Raw genomic sequence first — 18,629 nt, 5'->3', positions numbered from 1 at the left:
ACCTTCATGCTCGTTGACATGCCCCTCGACCGGTTGCGCGAGTACCGGCCCGAACCCGAGGAGCCCGCGGACTTCGACGCGTTCTGGAAGCAGACGCTGGACGACGCGGCCGCCCACTCGATCGACGCCCGGTTCGAGCCGTACGCCGCGCACCTCGCGACCGTGGACGTGCAGGACGTGACGTTCCGCGGATGGAACGGTCAGCCGGTGAAGGCCTGGCTGCTCCTGCCACGCCATCGCAGCGGCCCGTTGCCCGCGGTCGTCCAGTACATCGGCTACAACGGCGGCCGCGGCATCCCGTACGAGTGGCTGACCTGGAGCGCAGCCGGCTACGCCCACCTGGTGATGGACAACCGCGGCCAAGGCGGTGGCGGCAAAACCGTCGCGGACACCCCGGACGTCGCGCCGGACGGCCACGGCTCGTCGTCACCAGGCTTCCTCACCCGTGGCATCGAGGACCCCTACAAGCACTACTACCGCCGGCTGATCACCGACGCGGTGCGCGCCGTCGACGCGGTCAAGAGCAGCCCGGACGTCGACAGTGACCACGTCGCCGTCCTCGGTGGCAGCCAGGGCGGTGGGCTCGCGCTCGCGGTCGCCGGGCTGCGCGACGACCTGTCCGCCGCGATCGCCGACGTACCGTTCCTGTGTCACTACCGGCGCGCGTCGCAGATCACCGACAACGGCCCGTACGCCGAGATCGCGCGCTGGCTGAAGGGGCACCGTTTCGCCGTCGAGACCGCGATCGGCACCCTGTCGTACTTCGACGCGGTGAACTTCGCGGCCCGCGCGGTCTGTCCGGCGTGGTTCTCGGTCGCGCTGATGGACAACGTCTGCCCGCCGTCCACGGTCTTCGCGGCCTACCACCGGTACGGCGGTCCCGCGCAACTGGAGGTGTTCACCTACAACGGGCACGAGGGCGGCGCGGAGTACGACCTGCCGCGCAAGCTCAGTGCGCTCGCCTCCGTTTTCGGCGCCGCCTGACAAGTCCCCACAGGATCAAGGCCGGCAGCCAGAGCACCAGTAGCCACGGGAGCCACCACCAAACCGAGCCGCCGTCGAGCTCTGGCTGCTCGCCGGCCACCAGCGGTCGCGCGGACGCGGACCAAGCCAGGAACGCGTCCCCGATCGGCACCGCGCCGAACAGGTATCGCTTCGTCTTCAGGCCGGTGAGCGGCAGCCCGAGCAGCTCGCCTTCCCGGGACAGCCGGTCGGCCACCGGATCGTGCTGTACGCGCGCCGCGCCCAGCGTCACCACGGTCGCGGACAAGCTCATCCCGAGGATCAGCGGTCCGGAGTCCACATCACCTTGGCCGACCGTACCTTTCGGATACTCCCGTACGCCGATCCCGTTGACGAATCGATCCCTGAAGATCTCGTACTGCGCCCGCGCGAAGGCCGGATCGATGTCGACCAGGAAGCGCTGGATCATGCCCTGCGACGACGCCCGTGCCCCGACCAGCGCCGGCGTCGCCTGGTGCGGGAGCAACCCGGTCGCCGGATCCAGTTTGGTCTTCGCCGCAGCCACCCAGTTCGTCGCGATCTGGCCGAACCGCGGTGCCACCAGGTCGTCGTACAGGCGCAGGGAAGCGATCGCGACGACCGAGTCGACTGGCCAGGCCTGACCCGGGTACGAGTCCAAGAACGGGGTCCGCGCGGTCCGGAACGCGGTCGCGATCTCGACCGACTTGCTGGTGAACTCGTCGATCTCGGCCGCGTCGGAGTGCTTGAGTGCGATCAGTCCGCCGCGCAGCCAGTTCGTCCAGCCCGCATGGAAGACGCCGTACCGCGGCTTGAGCGAGGCGTCGAATGGCGCGGTGCCGTCCGCGGACTGCAGCCGGTCGAGAGCCCAGCGCGCCTCGGCGGCCGCATCGGCGGAGCGGGCCGGCTCGGTGAGCCCGACCTGCACCCACGTCAGTCCGTAGAGCGCGTTGAGGAAGAAGTACCCCTCCGGGAACTGCTTCTGAGCGGCGTGGTCCGCGCCGCCCTCGATCTCGGCACGCAGGAACGCCAACTGCTTGACCATGCCGCGGGTGGGATCGGCCCGGGGAAGGACCAGGCGCGCGGTGCCCACCCCCGCCACGATCGTGGCGATCACCGCTACGCCGATCACGAACTTGCGCAGCACCCGAAGCAACCTAGCGGGACTGGGCAACGAATGGCAGTCGTACGGGCGACTATCCGATGACTCAGGTGCCGAGCGTCGACTCGCGGGTCACCAGGCGGGTCGGAAGTTCCATCAGCCCGGGGTGGGCCGAGCCGGCGATGCTGTCGAGCAGGAGATTCGCCGTCCGGCGGCCGAGTTCCTCGAGCTCCAGGTCGACAGTGGTCAGCGGCGGCCGGCTGGCCAGCGCCATCACCGACCAGTTGTCGTACCCGGTGACGGCGATGTCGTCGGGGACAGCGCGGCCCAGCTCACGGAGGCGATCGCAGACACCACGCGCGATCTGGTCGCTGCCGCAGGAGATGGCGTCGAGATCAGGCGTCGTACGCAGTAGGACGTCGACCGCATGCCGTCCCCACCGCTCCGTCCACTCGCCATGCATCGGCTCGCCGACCATCGCGTCGCCGGCAGTCTCGACGGTCGCCGCGGCGCGGTCCCGCGCACTCTGATGGCTCGCGGGGCCGGTGACGTGCGCAATCCGTTGCCGGCCGAGCGAGAGCAGGTGCCGGACGGTCGACCCCGCTCCGCCGTGATCGTCCACGACCACCGAGGTATCGGCCGGATCGGTCGACGGGCTGAAGGCATAGACAGCCGGAATCGGTACGTCGATCGGCGCGCGAGGCTCGGTCCGCCGACCGGTGACGATGATCCCGTCGACCCGCCGCGACACCAGCGACCGCAGGTAATGCTGCTCGCGCAGCGGATCGTCCCGGGTGTCGCAGAGCACCAGCGCCATCTCGCCCGCACTCAACGCGTCCTCAGCGCCGAGCATGATCGGAATGCTGAACCGGCCGGAGCTGTCGGTGGTGATCAGCCCGACCGTGAAGCTGCGCCCGGACGACAACGCCCGGCCCCGGCTGTCCGGGGTGAACCCGAGCCGCTCGGCGGCACGGCGTACCCGCTCTCTGGTCTCCTCGCGAAGCTGACCGGTGTCGTTCAGCGCCTTCGACGCCGTACTCGTGGAAACGCCCGCCAACGCGGCCACGTCGGTGATCCGGGGCAGCGAACGTCCGCGTGACGCCATCCGGCAACTCCTTTCCGAACTTTCCGGAAACAGTACAGCAAGGATCCCGGCGTGTCCGGATCTCGCCAGGTCCCAGGGGTTGACCAGGCCGTTGACCGTCTCTACCTTCGTCAAGGAAAACGTGTTCTGGATTTTCCGCAGCCTTCCCCCAGGAGTCACGCCCTATGAGCGCTACCCCGGAAGCAGTCACCACCTCCCGCAGCCCGGCCGCCACGGCCGCCGGCCGTCGGCAACCCTTGGGACTCGGCCAGGCGAAGATCACCGGCGGCTTCTGGGCACCGCGCCAGCTCCGCAACGGCGAGAGCGCGATCCCCAGCGGTCAGGACCAGCTGGAGACGGCCGGCAACCTGCAGAACCTGCGACTCGCGGCCGGCATCGGCGAAGGCGAGGCGATCGGTCCGGTGTTCGCCGACTCCGACGTCTACAAGTGGCTCGAGGCAGCCGCCTGGGAGTACGGGCGCAACCCGAGCGACGACCTGCTCAAGCGCATCCGCGAACTCACCGCGGTCGTCGCCGCCGCGCAGCGCGAGGACGGCTACCTCGACTCGGTCGTCCAGCTCCGGTACGGCGACGAGGGCCGCTACCAGCAACTCGTCTGGAGCCACGAGCACTACTGCGCCGGCCACCTGATCCAGGCCGCGGTCGCGCAGGTCCGCTGCACCGGCGACCGAGCGCTGCTCGACGTCGCGATCAAGCTCGCCGACCACCTGGTCGCAACGTTCGGTGAAGGCGATGGCAAGACCGTCGACGTGGACGGCCACCCGGTGATCGAGATGGCCCTGGTCGAGTTGTATCGAGAAACCGGTACGACGGCCTACCTCGACCAGGCCAAGTGGTTCGTCGAGGCGCGCGGCCACGGGATCATCAAGAACCACGGCCACGAACCGGCGTACTTCTCCGACCGTATCCCGGTCCGCGAGGCGACCTCGGTCGAAGGCCACGCGGTCCGCGCCGTCTACCTCGCCGCCGGCGCGACCGACGTCGCACTCGAGACCGGTGACACCGACCTGCTCGACGCGCTGAAGCGGCAGTTCGAGCACATGTGGTCGACGAAGACCTATGTCACCGGCGGTCTGGGTGCGCGCTGGGAGGGCGAGGCGTTCGGCGACGAGTACGAGCTGCCCGCGGACCGTGCGTACGCCGAGACCTGCGCGGCGATCGGCGGGATCCAGTGGGCCTGGCGGATGCTCCTCGCGACTGGTGACGCGTTCTACGCGGATGCGATCGAGCGGATGCTCTACAACGGCTTCCTCGCCGGCGTCTCGCTGAAGGGAACCGAGTACTTCTACGTCAACCCGCTCCAGCTGCGCGGAGCCGCGCACGCGGACAACGGCCGCAGTCCGGCGCACGGCCGGCGCGGCTGGTTCGACTGCGCGTGCTGCCCACCGAACATCATGCGCACCCTAGCCAGCCTCGACGCCTACCTCGCCACCACGAACGACGGTGTGGTGCAGATCCACCAGTACGCAGCTGGAGTTCTTCAGACCGACAAGGGTGAATTGAGCATCGAGACCAACTACCCATGGGATGGCGCGGTCCGAATCACTTCTCCTGTCGCAGTTGAGCTCAGGATCCCGGCCTGGGCGGACGGCGCCACCGTGAACGGCGAGCCGGTGGCGGCGGGCACCTATGCCCGGGTCGAGGCCGCCGAGATCGATCTGCAGTTGCCGATGACGACCCGCGTGGTCGGCGCCGATCCTCGCGTCGACGCCGTACGGGGTTGTGTCGCGCTGGAACGCGGCCCGCTCGTCTATGCGGTCGAGCAGGCCGACCAGCAGGCGAACGTCGACGATCTGCACCTGTTGCCTGAGGCACCAGTTGCTGCGGTGCACGACGACGAGCTGCTGGACGGCGTGACCGTGCTTCGCACCCGTGGGCTGGCCGGGACCGGTCACCGCGACGGCTGGCCGTTTACCTCGTCGGCCAAGGACGGAACCGGTGACGAGGTGGACGTGGTCGCGGTGCCGTACTACGCCTGGGCCAACCGCGAGATCGGCGCCATGCGCGTCTGGTTACCCAGGGCCTGAGCATGCTCACCCGGCGGAAGTTCCTCGGTGCGTCGGCCGCGGCAGTCGCGGCCGGCGCCGTACCGGGCTGCAGTTCGGTCCAGCCCGAACCCGACGTCCAGGCAGCTGGGTTCGGGCAGGAAGCCACCGGCACCGTGCAGGTGTGGTGCCGGGCGGCGACGCAGACCGGCCTGACCGACTTGGTGAAGAAGTTCAACGCGTCCCAGGACCGGCTCACCGTCGAGCTGACGCCGGTCCTGGACGCCCAGTACGTGACCAAGCTGGCGACCGCGATCCGCGGCCGGAGTGTGCCGGACCTGGTCGACATCGACGACATCAACTCGATGCTGTTCATCTACCGCGACGCGTTCACCGACCTCACCGAACCCCTGCAGGGACTGGACTTCCGGGACAAACTCAGTCCCGGCCACCTGCGGCTGGCGACGAAGGACGAGCGCGTGTACGGCGTTCCGTACCTCGCGGACAACTCGATGTTCTGGTTCAACACCGAGCTGTGCGACCGGGCCGGCGTCGACCCGGACGAGGCGATCAAGTCCTTCGACAACCTGCTCGACGCGGCCAAGAAGCTGCGGAAGCTGGGCGACGACATCTACGCGTGGAGCTTCCCGGCCAACAGTCCGGGTGCGCTCGGGTTCGTCGTACAGCCGATGATCTGGGCGGCCGACACCGACCTGATCCAAGGCACGATCGGCGAGCAGTCCGGCCACATCGTCGGGAACGACGTGGTCCAGCGGATGCTCGAGCTGCACCGGCAACTGTGGGTCGACGGGCTGGTGCCGCGGGCGAACTTCTCCGACGACGCGTCCCGGTGGGGGAGCGACTTCCGGGCCGGCAAGATCGGCATCTTCCCGTCCAATTACAGCGTCGTGGTGTCCGCGTCCGACGACAAGTTCCACCAGAAGGTCACACCCCGGTTGCTGTCCGGGCCGGACGGTGGCGCGGCGTTCTTCGACGGCGGCGACAACATGTGCATCCCCCGCGGCGCTCGTAATGCCTCTGGCGCCTGGGAACTCGTCCGCTTCGCGCTCGACCTGCCGCAGCAGGTCGACCTGCCGGCGGGCGGTTACACGCCGGTGCGGTCGGACGCGCGGACCGCGGAGTTCGCGAAGAAGTTCCCGCTCGCGACGCTGCCGTTGGAGCGCATCCAGGAGGGCTACGCGCCGACCACGCTGTCCTACAACCTGCTCTACAACCAGCCGGACGGGCCGTGGCTGCAGATGTTCCGCCGGGCCGTCTTCGACGGCGAGCTGGAGGCCGCGATGAAGGAAGCACAGCAGAACTACGACCGGATCCTGAAGCAGGGGCAAGCATGAGTACCGCGGTCAGAGGTGCTCGCCGGTTGGATCCGGGTTCGCGCAGGGCAGCGGTCGCCGGGCGACGGGCCGGACGAGGCTCACTCACGCATCCGGCGCGGACCGGGCTGCTTCTGGTGACTCCCGCCGTACTGTTCGTCGGGGTCTTCGTGCTGGTGCCACTGGCCTTCGCCCTGGTGATCTCGCTGACCAACTGGCCGCTGATCGGGACGGTCAAGTTCAGTGGGCTGAAGAACTACGGCGCGATCGTCTCCGACGCCGCGTTCGCGAAGTCGGTCCTCTACACCATCCTCTACACGGTCATCGTGACCGGGCCGATCCTGGTGCTCGGCTACGCCTTGGCAGTTCTGGTACGACGCAAGCGCCGCGGCTCGACGTTGTTGCGCACAGTCTTCTTCCTGCCGTTCGTCGTCGGGCTGTCCACCCTCAGCTTCGTCACGGTGCTGGAAGCCCAGCCCGACAGCGGCGCGATCAACATCATCCTGCGCAAACTCGGCATCACCGACGGTACGACGGCCTGGCTGGTGAGCGGGCCGCTCGCGACCGGACTGATCTGCGTGCTGGTGATCTGGGGTGTCAGCGGGCTGACCATGATGCTGCTGATGGCCGGTATGCAGGCGATCCCGCGCGAGTACTACGAGTCCGCCGACCTGGACGGCGCGGGCTGGTGGAAGCAGGAGCTGGAGATCACCATCCCGATCCTGCGGCGCACGATCGCGATGGCGGTGATCATCTCGGTGATCGGCTCGCTGCTCGCGTTCACGCAGTTCTACATCCTGACCCGCGGCGGTCCGGGCACGGACACCACCACGGTCGTGCAGTACATCTACAACCGTGCCTTCGTCCAGCTGCAGCTCGGTGCCGCGACCGCGCTGTCGATCGTCCTGGTGATCGTGGTCGGGCTCGTCACCGCGGCCCAGTTCTGGCTGCTCCGGGAGAGGGACTGACTCACGATGAGACTGAAGAACACGCTGTACGTCGTCGGCGGTGGCGGCGCCTTCCTCGTCTTCGCCGTACCGTTGCTGTGGGCACTCTTCCGCTCGGTGCAGCCGAACGACGTGATCGTCGCGGCACCGAACGCGTCGACCTTCTTCCACCTGACCTGGGACAACTTCCGCACGCTGATCGAGGGACCGGGCAACCTGATCCGGGCTGTCGGCAACAGCCTGATCGTTGCCCTGAGCACCGCGGCGCTGACCGCCGTACTCGCGACCTTCGCCGGCTACGGGTTCGCGCGCTTCCGGTTCCGGAGTGCGCCGCTGCTCTTCGCCCTCGTGGTGGTGTCGATGATGATCCCGTTCCAGGCGATCCTGACCCCGCTCTACCTCGAGATGAACACGCTGCGGCTGACCGACAGCCTGTTCGGCCTGGTGCTCTTCTACACCACCGTCAACCTGCCGTTCGGCGTCTTCGTGATGCGAAACTCCTTCGCCTCGGTCCCCGTCGAACTAGAGGACTCCGCCCACGTAGACGGCTGCGGCACGCTCCGCATGATCGGCTCGGTCCTGCGCCCGCTAGTCACCCCCGGCGCAGCCACCGTAGCCCTCTACGCCTTCCTCGCCGCCTGGACCGAATTCCTAGGCGCCCTCACCTTCCTCACCAAAGACGAGCTCTACACCCTGCCCGTAGCCCTCGTAAACGTCCAAGCCGGCGCCTACGGCGAAGTCAACTTCGGATCCCTGGTCGCAGGCTCAGTCATCGCCATGATCCCCTGCGTAGTCCTCTACATAGCCCTCCAACGCTTCTACGTAACCGGCCTAGCCTCCGGAGCCGTCAAAGGCTAACCACCCACTCCGCCGCTCGGGCAAACCCTCCAACTCAGGGGTCATCCCCTCGGCTGGAGGGTTGCCCACTGAGAATCTCAGGGGGCAACCCTCCATCTCAGGGGGCAACGCTCAGTTGGAGGATTGCCTGTTGAGCATCGGAGGGGTGGCCTGCGGCGGCGTAGTCAGGCGCGGGGGAGAACTAGAGGCTGGGGCGGACTTCGTGTTCGGGGTGGGCGGCGGCGTGGGCGTCGGCTACCTGGCGGCAGAGGGCCATCAGTTCGGTCTCGTTCTTGACCTGCTGGCGGGCCTCGGGGCCCAGCTCGATGATGTGGTCTCGGGCGCGGAGGAGGCGCTGGAAGATGCGTTCGCGTTCGCCCTGGTCTTCGGTGTACTCCGCGTCCAGGTAAGCGGTGGCGTCGCGGCGGATATGGGCCATCGCGGTCTGCGTGCGGCCGCGCGTACTGAACAGGGACGCGAAGATCGTGATCAGGAGGACGACGAGGATGACGACCAGCGACAGGCCGGTGCTGATCTCGACGACCTCGACGTGCTCGCCGCCGTTCACGAACGGCAGGTTGTTCTCGTGCAGGGCGTGCAGGATCAGCTTGGCGCCGATGAACATCAGGATCGCGGCCAGTCCGAAGGACAGGTAGATCAGCCGGTCCAGCAGGCCGTCGAGCAGGAAGTACAGCTGGCGCAGGCCGAGCAGGCTGAACGCGGTCGCGGTGAACACGACGAACACGTTCTGGGTCAGGCCGAAGATGGCCGGGATCGAGTCCAGCGCGAACATCAGGTCGGTGCCGCCGATCGCGACCATCACCAGCAGCATCGGCGTCATCATCCGGCGCCCGTCGACCATGGTGGTCAGCCGGTCGCCGTCGTACTCCTCGCTGGTGCGGAACAGCCGCCGGCTCAGCCGGACCACGATGTTCTGCGCCGAGTGGGACTCCTCGGTCTCGGGCTTGAGCATGTTGCCGGCGGTCAGCAGCAGCGCGATCCCGAACAGGTAGAACACCCAGGAGAACGTGTTCAGCAGCGCGGAGCCCACGAAGATGAACGCGGCCCGGGCGATCAGCGAGACCACGATGCCGACCAGCAGCACCTTCTGCTGGTTCTCCCGCGGCACCCGGAAGCTGGTCATGATGATCAGGAACACGAACAGGTTGTCGACCGACAGCGCCTTCTCGGTGATGTAGCCGGCGAAGTACTCCGAGCCCATCGCCGTACCGCCGAGGACGAGGGTGCCGAGTCCGAACAGTACGGCGATCCCGACGTACACCGAGGACCAGATCGCGGCCTCCCGCAGCGTCGGGACGTGCGCGGACCGGACATGGAAGAAGTAGTCGAACAGCAACAACCCGACGATCCCGAGCAGCGTCAGGATCCACACCAGCGGGGACACGGTCATGCGGCCTCCCGGCCTGGACTGAGGAGCGGAGGGAGCGAAGCGACTGCAGCGACGAGGGAAGGCCGGGAGTTCCAGCCCCATGACCCGCCGCGCCGGAGGCGCGGCATCAATACCGCCATGGGGGCAACCCAACCATGACCGCCAACCCCTTTGTCGGCCACATCAGAAAATTGCCTAAAAGGCATCTTTGCCTAAACGGCAAAGTTTGGTACGGTCGTGGACATGGCCGAAGGACTGCGGGACCGGAAGAAGCAGGAGACGCGGATCGCCCTGAGCTGGGCGGCGGTCCGGCTCACGGTCGAGCGGGGCCTGGCGAACGTGCGGATCGAGGACATCGCGGCCGAGGCCGGCGTCTCGCTGCGCACGTTCCGGAACTACTTCAACAGCAAGGCCGAGGCGATCGCCGCCCGGGAGGTCGACCGCAGCCTGCTGATCGCCGCCGAGCTGCGCGCGCGGCCGGCCGACGAGCCGTTGTGGACCGCGATCCGGGCGTCGATCGAGTCGCAGTTCGCCCTCGGCGCGAACGGCCACGGTGCGGAGCTGCCGCCGGACGAGCAGTGGCTCGCCGGGATCCGGCTGATGGTGACCGAGCCGTCGTTGCAGGGGGAGATGGCGCGGGCGTACGCGGCGGCGGGTGAGGAGTTCGCCGCCGCGATCGCGGACCGGACCGGTACGCATGGGCTCTATCCCCGCCTGGTCGCCGATGTCGTCGGCGCTGCCAGGTCAGCGGCGTCGGCGGAGTGGCTGCGTGCCGATCCGCCGCGACCGATGACGGAGCTGCTCGGGGAGGCCCTCGACCTGGTCGCCGCAGGCCTGCCGGTACCCGACTAGAACCCACACCTCAACCACATCCCCGGCGCCGCCGGGGTGATCAGTCACGCCCAATTTCGCTGGAAGGACACATGCATGGATGCCGATGTCGTCATCGCCGGAGCCGGACCGAACGGCCTCATGCTCGCTTGTGAACTGCGCCTGGCCGGAGTCCAGCCGATCGTGCTGGAGCAGCTACCCGAACGGAGCGAGGTGCCGCGGGCCAACGGCCTGGTCGGTCAGGTCGTCCGGATGCTCGACCGTCGCGGCCTGTACGAGCGTCTCAGTGGCCGGCCCGGCCCGCCCGAGCCGCAGCCTGGATACATGTTCGGCGCGTTCCCGCTCGACCTCACGTCGATCGAGCAGAACCCCGTCTACATGCTGCCGGTGCCGCAGCGCCGGATCGAGGAGGTGCTCCAGGAACGGGCCCTCGAGCTCGGTGCCGAGGTCCGCCGCGGCCACGAGCTGATTGGGTTCTCCCAGGACGCGGACTCCGTCACCGTCGAAGTCGCCGGCCCGGACGGCCCGTACCAGCTGCGAGCCCGCTACCTCGTCGGCGCAGACGGAGGCCGCAGCCTCACCCGCAAACTCGCCGGAATCGACTTCCCCGGCGTCACCAACGACGCCATGGTGTCCCGGACGGCGAACGCGTTCGCACCCGCGGAGTACATCGACCCTGCCACCGGTGCTCTGTCCGTCCCCGGGTACGGCGTGATCCCCGGCCTGATGCATCACCGGACGGAGCGCGGCCTGTTCGTGTACGGGCAACTGCCCGGACGGCCGCCGGTCGTCAGCACCGGTGAGTGGGATGTTCCGCCCGACGGCCCGATGACGTTCGACGAGCTGCAGGAGAGCGTGGATCGCGTCCTCGGTGTGCATCTGCCGCTGACTCCGCCCGAAGGTGACGGGCCGTTCCTGCTGCGCCGGCTGACCGGTGGGAACAGCCGGCTGGCCGACCGTTTCCGGGCGGGCCGGGTATTGCTCGTCGGAGATGCCGCCCACGTCCACTCGGCGATGGGCGGGCCCGGTCTCAACCTCGGCCTGCAGGACGCGGTCAACCTGGGCTGGAAGCTCGCCGCCGAGCTGCAGGGCTGGGCGCCCGAGGGACTGCTCGACAGTTACGAGTCGGAGCGTCGCCCGGTCGGTCAGCGGGTCGTGATGCAGACGCAGGCGCAGTCCGCACTGATTGCCCCGGGCAATGACGTGACCAGGTTGCGCGAGCTGTTCGGCGAGCTGCTGACCGATCCGCAGAACGTGCAGCGGATCGCGGACCTGATCTCCGGCGCGGACATCCGCTACCACGACGGTCCGCATCCACTGATCGGCCGCTGGGCGCCGGATCTCATGATCGGCTCGATCCGGCTGGCCGAGCTGATGCGCACGGGCCGTCCACTGCTCGTCGACCTCACCGCGGACGGCTCGTTCGCGGCAACCGTCAGCGCTCTCCGGGTCGAGGTCGTCACCGGGAGCGGGGAGTCGCCGATCGCCATGCTGATCAGGCCCGACGGGTACGTCGCCTGGGCCGCGAACCACGATGGTGTCGTCGAACAGGAGGGATTGCGTACGGCGCTGGCCCGCTGGTTCGGCGTACCTCAGGAACGGCCCTTGACCAACGCCACCAAATAGCGGCACGGACTCGTCCACGGGTTGTGGAACGTGGTCGCCGACGGCGGCCCGAGCTGGAGGCAGTCGCCGGTGAGCAGGTCGTGGACAACCGGACCCTCGTGGAAGCGGAGCTGTCCGTCGAGGATCCAGAGCTGCTGGTACTTGAAGATGTAGGCGTCGGCCGGGTACGAGACCGAGGCGCCCGGTGGCAGCTCGACCTCGACCAGCTCGAGCGGGCCGTCGGTGACCGGGGAGACGGCCCGCCGCTGGTACCCGGTGACCGGGTCGGTCCAGATCGGCTGATCGCCGGCCCGCCGGAGGAGCTCGCCGGTGTTCTCGGCCCGGGTGACCAGCTCGGACAGCGTCATGCCGAGGGCGCCGGAGAGCCGGCCGAGCAGCACCGCGGTCGGCTGCGCCTCGCCGCGTTCGATCTTGCCGATCATCGCGCGGGACACTCCGGAGCGCTCGGCGAGCGCGTTCACGGACAAGTCCTGCGCGACCCGGGCAGCCTGCACGGTCGCGGCCAGTGAGGCGGAGAGCTCATCAATCACGCTTGCCACTATAGCGGCAGTTGTGGCTACTATCGTGACATGCCAAAGACTAGAGACGCCTCGGAGCTCGACGCCGAGGCTTGCGCGGCGATCTACACGCCCTATGTCACCGACACCGCGATCACCTTCGAGATCGACCCGCCGACCGTCGCGGAGATGGCCCAGCGGATCGCGAGCGCGCAGGCGACCCACGCCTGGATGGTGCTCGAGGACGACGGTCGCGTCGTCGGATACGCGTACGCCGGTCCGATGAAACCGCGAGCGGCGTACCGCTGGTCCTGCGAAGTGAGCGTCTACCTCGAGCTCGGACGCCGCCGTACCGGTGGTGGGCGCGCCCTTTACGAGGCCCTGTTCGAGCGCCTGACCGAGCGCGGCTTCCGGACGGCGATCGCCGGCATGACCCTGCCGAACGACGCCAGCGTGGGACTGCACCAGGCGCTGGGGTTCGAGTCCATCGGCACGTATCGGAAGATCGGGTGGAAGCTGGACGCCTGGCACGACGTCCACTGGCGCCAGCGTCCCCTCGCCGTACTCGCGGATCCGCCGGAGGAGACCCGCTAGCTCATTTTCGGGCAGGGCGCGCCCGGCGTCGTGACGAGCTCGAAGTGCCACATCTCGTTGGACAGGGTCTGGCAGAGCCCGAAGCGGTTGCCCTTGCGGATCAGCCAATCGTCGGCGGCGGTGGGGCCGATGTCGACCGCGTGGCCGGTCACGTGATGCGACTCGTCGGGATCCGAGACCCACTTGAGGGCCTTCTCGCGGCTGCCGTACTTGCGGATCGCCTTGTCCAGCAGCTCTTGCTGGTACTTCTTGCTCCGCCAGCCCGTCGTGACCTGCATCCTGATGCCGTCCTCCCGCATGGCCTGTTCGGCCTGCTGGACCGCTGTCCGCAGTGCGGGGTCGAGCTTCGCGATGCCGGGCAGGCTGGTGTCGAAGGCGGAGGTGTGGTCGGGCAGTACGCCGTCCTCGGAGCCAGGCTTCTTGGACTTCGAGGGGCTGCCGGCGGCCGAGGTCTGGGTGGTCGACGGTGCCGGGTCGTCCTGCGCGGACACCGCCGTACAGGAGGCCAGCGTCAGTCCGGTGACCGCGGCGAGGATCGCGAACCCGGCCAGAATGGTCATCCGGCGTTCGCGCTTGCGGGTGGCAACGAGTTCATCGGTGAGCATGGCCACCAGTCCACCCGGGCCGATGTTGCCGGAGCGTCTGCGTTTCGGCATACGTTTTCGATATGCGCGGCCTGGTTCAATGGTCGGTATGCGGGTGCTGGTCGTCGAGGACGAGGTCTATCTCGCCGAGGCGATCCAGGCTGGGCTGCGGCTGGAGGCGATCGCGGCCGACCTGGCCTTCGACGGTGACACCGCGCTGGAGGCGGTGACGGTGAACGCGTACGACGTCGTCGTCCTGGACCGTGATCTGCCGGGGATCAGCGGTGACGTGGTGTGCGGGCAGATCGTTGCGCAGGGCATCGGCTGCCGGGTGCTGATGCTGACCGCGGCCGGTGATCTGGACGACAAGGTGACCGGGTTCGAACTCGGGGCCGACGACTACCTGACCAAACCCTTCGAGCTGCGGGAGCTCGTCGTACGCCTCCGAGCTCTGGTACGGCGGCCGTCCACGGCCACACCCACCGTGCTCGAGTACGCCGGGGTGCGGCTGGATCCGTACCGGCGCGAGGTGTACCGGTTCGGGCATTACGTGAAGCTCACGCGGAAACAGTTCGCCGTACTGGAGGTGCTGATGGCAGCGCGCGGTGGGGTGATCAGCGCGGAGATGCTGCTGGAGAAGGCGTGGGACGAGAACGCGGATCCGTTCAGCAACGCGGTCCGGATCACCATCTCGGCGCTGCGCAAACGGCTCGGGGATCCGTGGGTGATCCACACCGTGCCCGGCGTCGGCTACCGGATCGGTGAGCCGTGAGCGATCCGATGATCGCCTGGCGGCCGCGGCTGACGGTCCGGCTGCGCCTGACCTTGAGCTATGCCGGGCTGCTGGTCGTCGCCGGTGGTGTGGTGGCGTGTGTCATCTGGCTGGTCTTCCGGATCGTGCCGAACTACCCGCTCACCCCCGCCAACCCGCGCGACGGGCGCCTTCTTCCGCCGTCGCGGGGGGACCTCCTCGACCTGGTGGTGAAACTGTCGGCGTACGCGCTGATCTTCCTGGCGATCGTCGGGCTGGTCGGTGGCTGGTACCTGGCCGGCCGGATGCTGAAGCCGCTGCAGGACATCACGGCCGCGGCCCAACGAGCGGCGGGTGGTTCGCTCGATCACCGGATCGGGCTGACCGGGATCCGGGACGAGTTCACCGACCTGTCGGACACGTTCGACGCGATGCTGGACCGGTTGCAGCGGTCGTTCGAGCAGTACCGGCGGTTCGCGGCGAACGCGTCGCACGAGTTGCGGACACCGCACGCGGTGATGAAGACGATGCTCGAGGTGGCGGCGGCCGATCCGGATCATCAGGATGTACCCGAGCTGGTCAAACGTTTGGCCGAGACCAACCAGCGCGGGATCGACATCGTCGAGGCGCTGCTGAGCCTGACGGCGCTGAACAACCGGACGGTCGAGGTGGATCCGGTGGATCTCGCCGCCGTGGTGCGGTCCGCGCTGCCGGCGCTGACTTCGGAGGCTCGCGACGTGGGTGTCGAGGTGACGTGTGACCTTGCGGAGTCGGTTGTTGAGGGCAACGAGGTGTTGTTGCACCAGGTGGTGATGAACCTGGTGCAGAACGGGATCCGGCACGGCGGTCGGTCGGTCGGGATCACGGTCGGCGGCGGGCGTCTCGTCGTACGCAACGATGGAGTCGTGCTCGATCCGGCGCGGGTCCGGACGTTCGTCGAGCCGTTCGCCAAGGATCGGTACGGCGCTGGGCACGGGCTCGGGCTCGCACTGGTCGACCGCATCGTGGAGACCCACCACGGTCGGCTCGCCCTGACCGTGAACCCCACCGGCGGCCTCACCGCGACCGTGACGCTACCCATGGCCGACCTGATCGGATGAGGACGCGGCCAAGGGCTGACCTGGTGGGATGAGGACGCGGCTGAGGGCTGACCTGGTCGCGGGGTGAGGATGGTGGGGTGACCGACCCACACCTGACCGTCCGGCGCGCGGTCGAATCCGACGACGCCGCCCTGCTCGAGATCGATCAGACCGCCTGGGACGCTTCCTCGGGCTTCCCGTCGTACCAGGACACGCTGCGCGACAGCTTCTTCGCCCGCAGCGGCCCGGAGGCACACCTGGTCGCCGAGTACGACGGCAAAGTCGTCGGTTACCTCCGCCTGCAGGACAAGTACCAGTTCCCCGAAGGCGCCGGTGTCCTGACCATCAACGGCCTCGCCGTAGCCGAGTCCGCCCGCGGCCGAGGCGTGGCGAGCGCCCTGCTCGCCGCCGCCACCGCGGAGGGCAGACTCCGCGACGCCCGCAAGATCAGCCTCCACGTCCACAGCACCAACACCGCCGCCCGCCGCCTCTACGAACGCCACGGCTACACCATCGAAGGCACCCACCCCAACGAATTCCTCATCGAAGGCACCTACATAGCCAGCGTCGACATGGCCAAAACTCTGTAGTGACGACGCCGGGGCGCTGTCAGCATCTGGGGATTCCCAGGTTTCGTGCGTTTGACGGGGTTGAGCCGGCCTACCGGGTGCTGGAAGGCGCCGCGCATCATCCGTGGATGGATGAGCGCGACGCCTTCGTGACAGCGGTGAGCGGGTTCCTCAGGGGGTGACGCCGTGCTCGCGGAGCCAGGGCTCCGGGTTGATCGGCGAGCCGCCACCGGGGAGAACCTCGAAGTGGACGTGCGGGCCGGTGGTGTTGCCGGTCATGCCGATCGCGCCGACCTGGGTGCCGGCCTGGACGCTGTCGCCGACCGAGACGTCGAACTCGGACATGTGGCTGTACGACGTGACCGTGCCGTCGGCATGCCGGACCTTGACCTGGCGGCCGTAGGCGCCTTCGAAGTCGGCCTGGATGACCTCACCCGCCATCACCGAGCGCACCGGCGTGCCCATCGGGGCGGCGAAGTCGAGGCCGGTGTGGTTGTGGGCCCAACGGCCGCCGGCCTGGTCGAAGCGGGCGGTCAGGTGGTAGCCGGTGGTCGGCAGGACGACCTTCGGCGCGGCCTTGGCCTTGGCGATCGCGGCGGCCTTCGCCGCGGCGAGCGCCCGGGCCTTGATGGCGGCCTTCTTGGCGGCGGCCGCCTTGGCCGCGGCCAGGGCCTGGGCCCGGCGCTGGGTCAGCGTCGCGTTCGCGACCAGTCGTGCGGCGCGCTGCTTGGCGATCTGGTCGGCCTTGGCCTTCTGGGTCGCCGCGAGGCCGAGGTCGATGCGGGACGCGTCCCGGGAGCCAAGGTCGCGTCGATCGACCCGGGCGGCGGTCAGCGCGCTGGCCTGTGAGGGGCTCAGTCCAGTGCTGCCGGCGACGGACGGTCCGGTCGCGGACGAGGTGAGTCCGACGGCGGTGGTGCCGGCCGCGGCGGCCAGCGCGGCGGTCAGGCCGATCAGCTGTTTGCGGCGTCCGAAACCTCGGCGGGAGGAGCGATGCTTGGCGGCCCGACGCGGCGCAGCCGGAGGGTGTGCCGGCCGTTCTGCGGCCGGCACGTCATGGTGAGGGGGCACGGGGATGGAAACCTTCCAGGGAGGGGCGGCCGCCGTTGGAGGGGGTACGGCGACTCATCGACCATAACGAGGAGGTCACAGCCGCTCAAACGTCCCTTGCGGTCAGATCAACAAAATCGCACACATACGGTGAGGGCACCCTGTCCCCGTGTGCGCGCTCAGGCGTAAAACGAACCGGTGGGTAGTTGAATGCGGACGTGACGCGGATCACTCGGCCGATGGCGCCGAACAGGCCCTCGCGGCCGGTATAAGCCGTCCACATAATGAGAGCTTTGTCGACCAAGTTACTAATCTTTCAACCCCGGCTCATACTGAGATGACCGAGCCGATTCAGGGCCTAAAGGAGGGGACGGAGATGACGCGCAAGCCGCCGTACTACCGCCTCCACATCGACCTTCTCCGGGTCTCCAGCGCGCTCTGTCTGCGCTGAGCACACCCCCTCGCACCGTCTGACGGCGTCCGCTCCGGACGTCTGCCGCGCCGTGCCCGCGAAGCCTGCCCACCGCCAGGGAGAGTCACTGTGTCGACCACCTCAGTCACGTCCGCGACGGATACCGCCGGACCACCGCAGTACGCCGTACCGCACGATGCCGACCTGCCCGTCGTCGCCCGACGGCATCCGTGGCGCTGGGTCGGTGTCGGGATCGTCCTTGTCCTGCTGGCGATGTTCGTGCACGGGCTCGTCACGAACCCCGGCTGGGACTGGCCGACGTTCTTCCAGTTCTTCACCACGCGGACGATCTTCTCCGCGTTGTGGGTGACGGTGCAGTTGACCGTGTACGGCACCGTGCTCGGGTTCGTGCTCGGTGCGGTGCTGGCGTCGATGCGCCTGTCCAGCAGCCCGTTCCTGCAGATAGTTGCCTGGGGCTACATCTGGGCGTACCGTTCGATCCCGTTGATCGTGCAGCTGCTGTTCTGGTTCAACATCGCATACCTGTACCAGGAGCTGAGCCTCGGGATCCCGTTCGGGCCGGAGTTCGTGCACTTCAGCACCAACAACCTGTTCGGCCCGCTCGGTGCCGCCGTCCTCGGGCTCGCGCTCCACCAGGCCGCATACGCCGCCGAGATCATTCGCGGTGGGATCACGCGCTCTGGACCGCGCCGACCGGCCTGACCGGAGGCGGCGGGAACTCGACCGCCCTCGTCGGTACGCCGGACAGCGTCGCGGCAGCGCTGCTCGACTACTACGACCTCGGCATCCGGATCTTCTCCGCCCGCGGCTACGACATCTACGACGACGCGATCGATTTCGGCCGGTACGTGATCCCGCTGGTCCGATCCGAAGTCGCCCACCGCGAGGAGCGAAAGGACTTGGCCTCATGAACGAGCGAAGCGAGTTCATCAGC

At 68.4% G+C, this 18,629-nt stretch carries 19 protein-coding genes; 13 read left to right on the top strand and 6 right to left on the bottom strand.

Annotation, left to right across the window (positions count from 1 at the left end; all coding sequences use genetic code 11):
- Positions 1 to 6 precede the first annotated feature (6 nt).
- Complete coding sequence (locus ACZ3HV_RS07780; RefSeq protein ID WP_465681958.1) at positions 7 to 984, top strand: acetylxylan esterase; 978 nt, start codon at positions 7 to 9, stop codon at positions 982 to 984.
- On the opposite strand, the gene ACZ3HV_RS07775 is transcribed toward ACZ3HV_RS07780, so the two are convergent.
- Together ACZ3HV_RS07775 and ACZ3HV_RS07770 are read right to left on the bottom strand one after the other, a co-directional pair.
- On the bottom strand, positions 950 to 2,128 hold the full coding sequence (locus ACZ3HV_RS07775) for a hypothetical protein (RefSeq protein WP_465681957.1): 1,179 nt from the start codon (positions 2,126 to 2,128) through the stop codon (positions 950 to 952). The genes ACZ3HV_RS07780 and ACZ3HV_RS07775 overlap by 35 nt on opposite strands.
- A 61-nt stretch (positions 2,129 to 2,189) precedes the next feature.
- Positions 2,190 to 3,188, bottom strand: coding sequence for a LacI family DNA-binding transcriptional regulator (locus ACZ3HV_RS07770; protein ID WP_465681955.1), 999 nt, complete (start codon positions 3,186 to 3,188; stop codon positions 2,190 to 2,192).
- A gap of 164 nt (positions 3,189 to 3,352) precedes the next feature.
- Between ACZ3HV_RS07770 and ACZ3HV_RS07765 the strand changes: the two genes are divergently transcribed.
- The 4 genes from ACZ3HV_RS07765 to ACZ3HV_RS07750 are packed head-to-tail and all read left to right on the top strand — an operon-like array spanning position 3,353 to position 8,312.
- Positions 3,353 to 5,215, top strand: a complete 1,863-nt coding sequence (locus ACZ3HV_RS07765; RefSeq protein WP_465681953.1) for a glycoside hydrolase family 127 protein — start codon at positions 3,353 to 3,355, stop codon at positions 5,213 to 5,215.
- A gap of 2 nt (positions 5,216 to 5,217) precedes the next feature.
- Complete coding sequence (locus tag ACZ3HV_RS07760; protein ID WP_465681951.1) at positions 5,218 to 6,528, top strand: extracellular solute-binding protein; 1,311 nt, start codon at positions 5,218 to 5,220, stop codon at positions 6,526 to 6,528.
- Positions 6,525 to 7,475 (top strand): carbohydrate ABC transporter permease, encoded by a 951-nt coding sequence (locus ACZ3HV_RS07755; RefSeq protein WP_360378598.1) that lies wholly within the window; start codon positions 6,525 to 6,527, stop codon positions 7,473 to 7,475. Before ACZ3HV_RS07760 ends, ACZ3HV_RS07755 begins: the two co-directional genes overlap by 4 nt.
- Positions 7,476 to 7,481: 6 nt before the next feature.
- A complete protein-coding gene (locus tag ACZ3HV_RS07750; protein ID WP_465681949.1) occupies positions 7,482 to 8,312 on the top strand; it encodes a carbohydrate ABC transporter permease in 831 nt (276 codons plus the stop codon).
- Between the two features lie 181 nt (positions 8,313 to 8,493).
- Here ACZ3HV_RS07750 and ACZ3HV_RS07745 read toward each other — a convergent pair whose 3' ends face one another.
- A complete protein-coding gene (locus tag ACZ3HV_RS07745) occupies positions 8,494 to 9,702 on the bottom strand; it encodes a TerC family protein (RefSeq protein ID WP_465681947.1) in 1,209 nt (402 codons plus the stop codon).
- Between the two features lie 222 nt (positions 9,703 to 9,924).
- Here ACZ3HV_RS07745 and ACZ3HV_RS07740 point away from each other — a divergent pair, with 222 nt between their 5' ends.
- Positions 9,925 to 10,533, top strand: coding sequence for an acyl-CoA-like ligand-binding transcription factor (locus tag ACZ3HV_RS07740; RefSeq protein WP_465681945.1), 609 nt, complete (start codon positions 9,925 to 9,927; stop codon positions 10,531 to 10,533).
- A gap of 75 nt (positions 10,534 to 10,608) precedes the next feature.
- Entirely contained in the window at positions 10,609 to 12,138 is a 1,530-nt protein-coding gene (locus ACZ3HV_RS07735) for an FAD-dependent monooxygenase (RefSeq protein ID WP_465681943.1), read from the top strand.
- Here ACZ3HV_RS07735 and ACZ3HV_RS07730 read toward each other — a convergent pair.
- Positions 12,105 to 12,668: a helix-turn-helix domain-containing protein gene (locus ACZ3HV_RS07730; RefSeq protein WP_465681941.1), complete on the bottom strand. Its 564-nt coding sequence runs from the start codon at positions 12,666 to 12,668 to the stop codon at positions 12,105 to 12,107. The two genes, ACZ3HV_RS07735 and ACZ3HV_RS07730, sit on opposite strands and share 34 nt — an antisense overlap.
- Before the next feature lie 39 nt (positions 12,669 to 12,707).
- Between ACZ3HV_RS07730 and ACZ3HV_RS07725 the strand changes: the two genes are divergently transcribed.
- Positions 12,708 to 13,229, top strand: coding sequence for a GNAT family N-acetyltransferase (locus tag ACZ3HV_RS07725; protein ID WP_465681939.1), 522 nt, complete (start codon positions 12,708 to 12,710; stop codon positions 13,227 to 13,229).
- Here the strand turns inward: ACZ3HV_RS07725 and ACZ3HV_RS07720 are convergent.
- The gene (locus ACZ3HV_RS07720; RefSeq protein WP_465681938.1) at positions 13,226 to 13,885 is read right to left on the bottom strand and encodes a M15 family metallopeptidase; all 660 of its coding nucleotides are present in this window, start codon (positions 13,883 to 13,885) and stop codon (positions 13,226 to 13,228) included. The two genes, ACZ3HV_RS07725 and ACZ3HV_RS07720, sit on opposite strands and share 4 nt — an antisense overlap.
- A gap of 37 nt (positions 13,886 to 13,922) precedes the next feature.
- Here ACZ3HV_RS07720 and ACZ3HV_RS07715 point away from each other — a divergent pair, with 37 nt between their 5' ends.
- The 3 genes from ACZ3HV_RS07715 to ACZ3HV_RS07705 all read left to right on the top strand — a co-directional run bounded on the left by ACZ3HV_RS07715 (position 13,923) and on the right by ACZ3HV_RS07705 (position 16,233).
- The gene (locus ACZ3HV_RS07715; RefSeq protein ID WP_465681936.1) at positions 13,923 to 14,585 is read left to right on the top strand and encodes a response regulator transcription factor; all 663 of its coding nucleotides are present in this window, start codon (positions 13,923 to 13,925) and stop codon (positions 14,583 to 14,585) included.
- Positions 14,582 to 15,664 (top strand): sensor histidine kinase, encoded by a 1,083-nt coding sequence (locus ACZ3HV_RS07710; RefSeq protein ID WP_465681934.1) that lies wholly within the window; start codon positions 14,582 to 14,584, stop codon positions 15,662 to 15,664. Before ACZ3HV_RS07715 ends, ACZ3HV_RS07710 begins: the two co-directional genes overlap by 4 nt.
- 77 nt (positions 15,665 to 15,741) lie before the next feature.
- Positions 15,742 to 16,233: a GNAT family N-acetyltransferase gene (locus tag ACZ3HV_RS07705; protein ID WP_465681932.1), complete on the top strand. Its 492-nt coding sequence runs from the start codon at positions 15,742 to 15,744 to the stop codon at positions 16,231 to 16,233.
- Positions 16,234 to 16,383: 150 nt separating this feature from the next.
- Here ACZ3HV_RS07705 and ACZ3HV_RS07700 read toward each other — a convergent pair whose 3' ends face one another.
- Positions 16,384 to 17,283 carry a M23 family metallopeptidase gene (locus tag ACZ3HV_RS07700; protein WP_465681930.1) on the bottom strand — a complete coding sequence of 300 codons (900 nt, stop codon included), beginning with the start codon at positions 17,281 to 17,283 and terminating at the stop codon, positions 16,384 to 16,386.
- Positions 17,284 to 17,599: 316 nt separating this feature from the next.
- On the opposite strand from ACZ3HV_RS07700, the gene ACZ3HV_RS07695 reads away from it, so the two are divergent.
- Both ACZ3HV_RS07695 and ACZ3HV_RS07690 read left to right on the top strand, forming a co-directional pair.
- Positions 17,600 to 17,713, top strand: a complete 114-nt coding sequence (locus ACZ3HV_RS07695) for a putative leader peptide (RefSeq protein ID WP_465681928.1) — start codon at positions 17,600 to 17,602, stop codon at positions 17,711 to 17,713.
- 90 nt (positions 17,714 to 17,803) lie between these two features.
- Positions 17,804 to 18,397 carry an ABC transporter permease subunit gene (locus ACZ3HV_RS07690; RefSeq protein ID WP_465681926.1) on the top strand — a complete coding sequence of 198 codons (594 nt, stop codon included), beginning with the start codon at positions 17,804 to 17,806 and terminating at the stop codon, positions 18,395 to 18,397.
- Positions 18,398 to 18,629: the final 232 nt, after the last annotated feature.

This window comes from Kribbella sp. NPDC020701 (assembly GCF_055562215.1).
The sequence above is the reverse complement of the archived record's forward strand: the minus strand, read 5'-3'. Positions and strand labels throughout refer to the sequence as shown.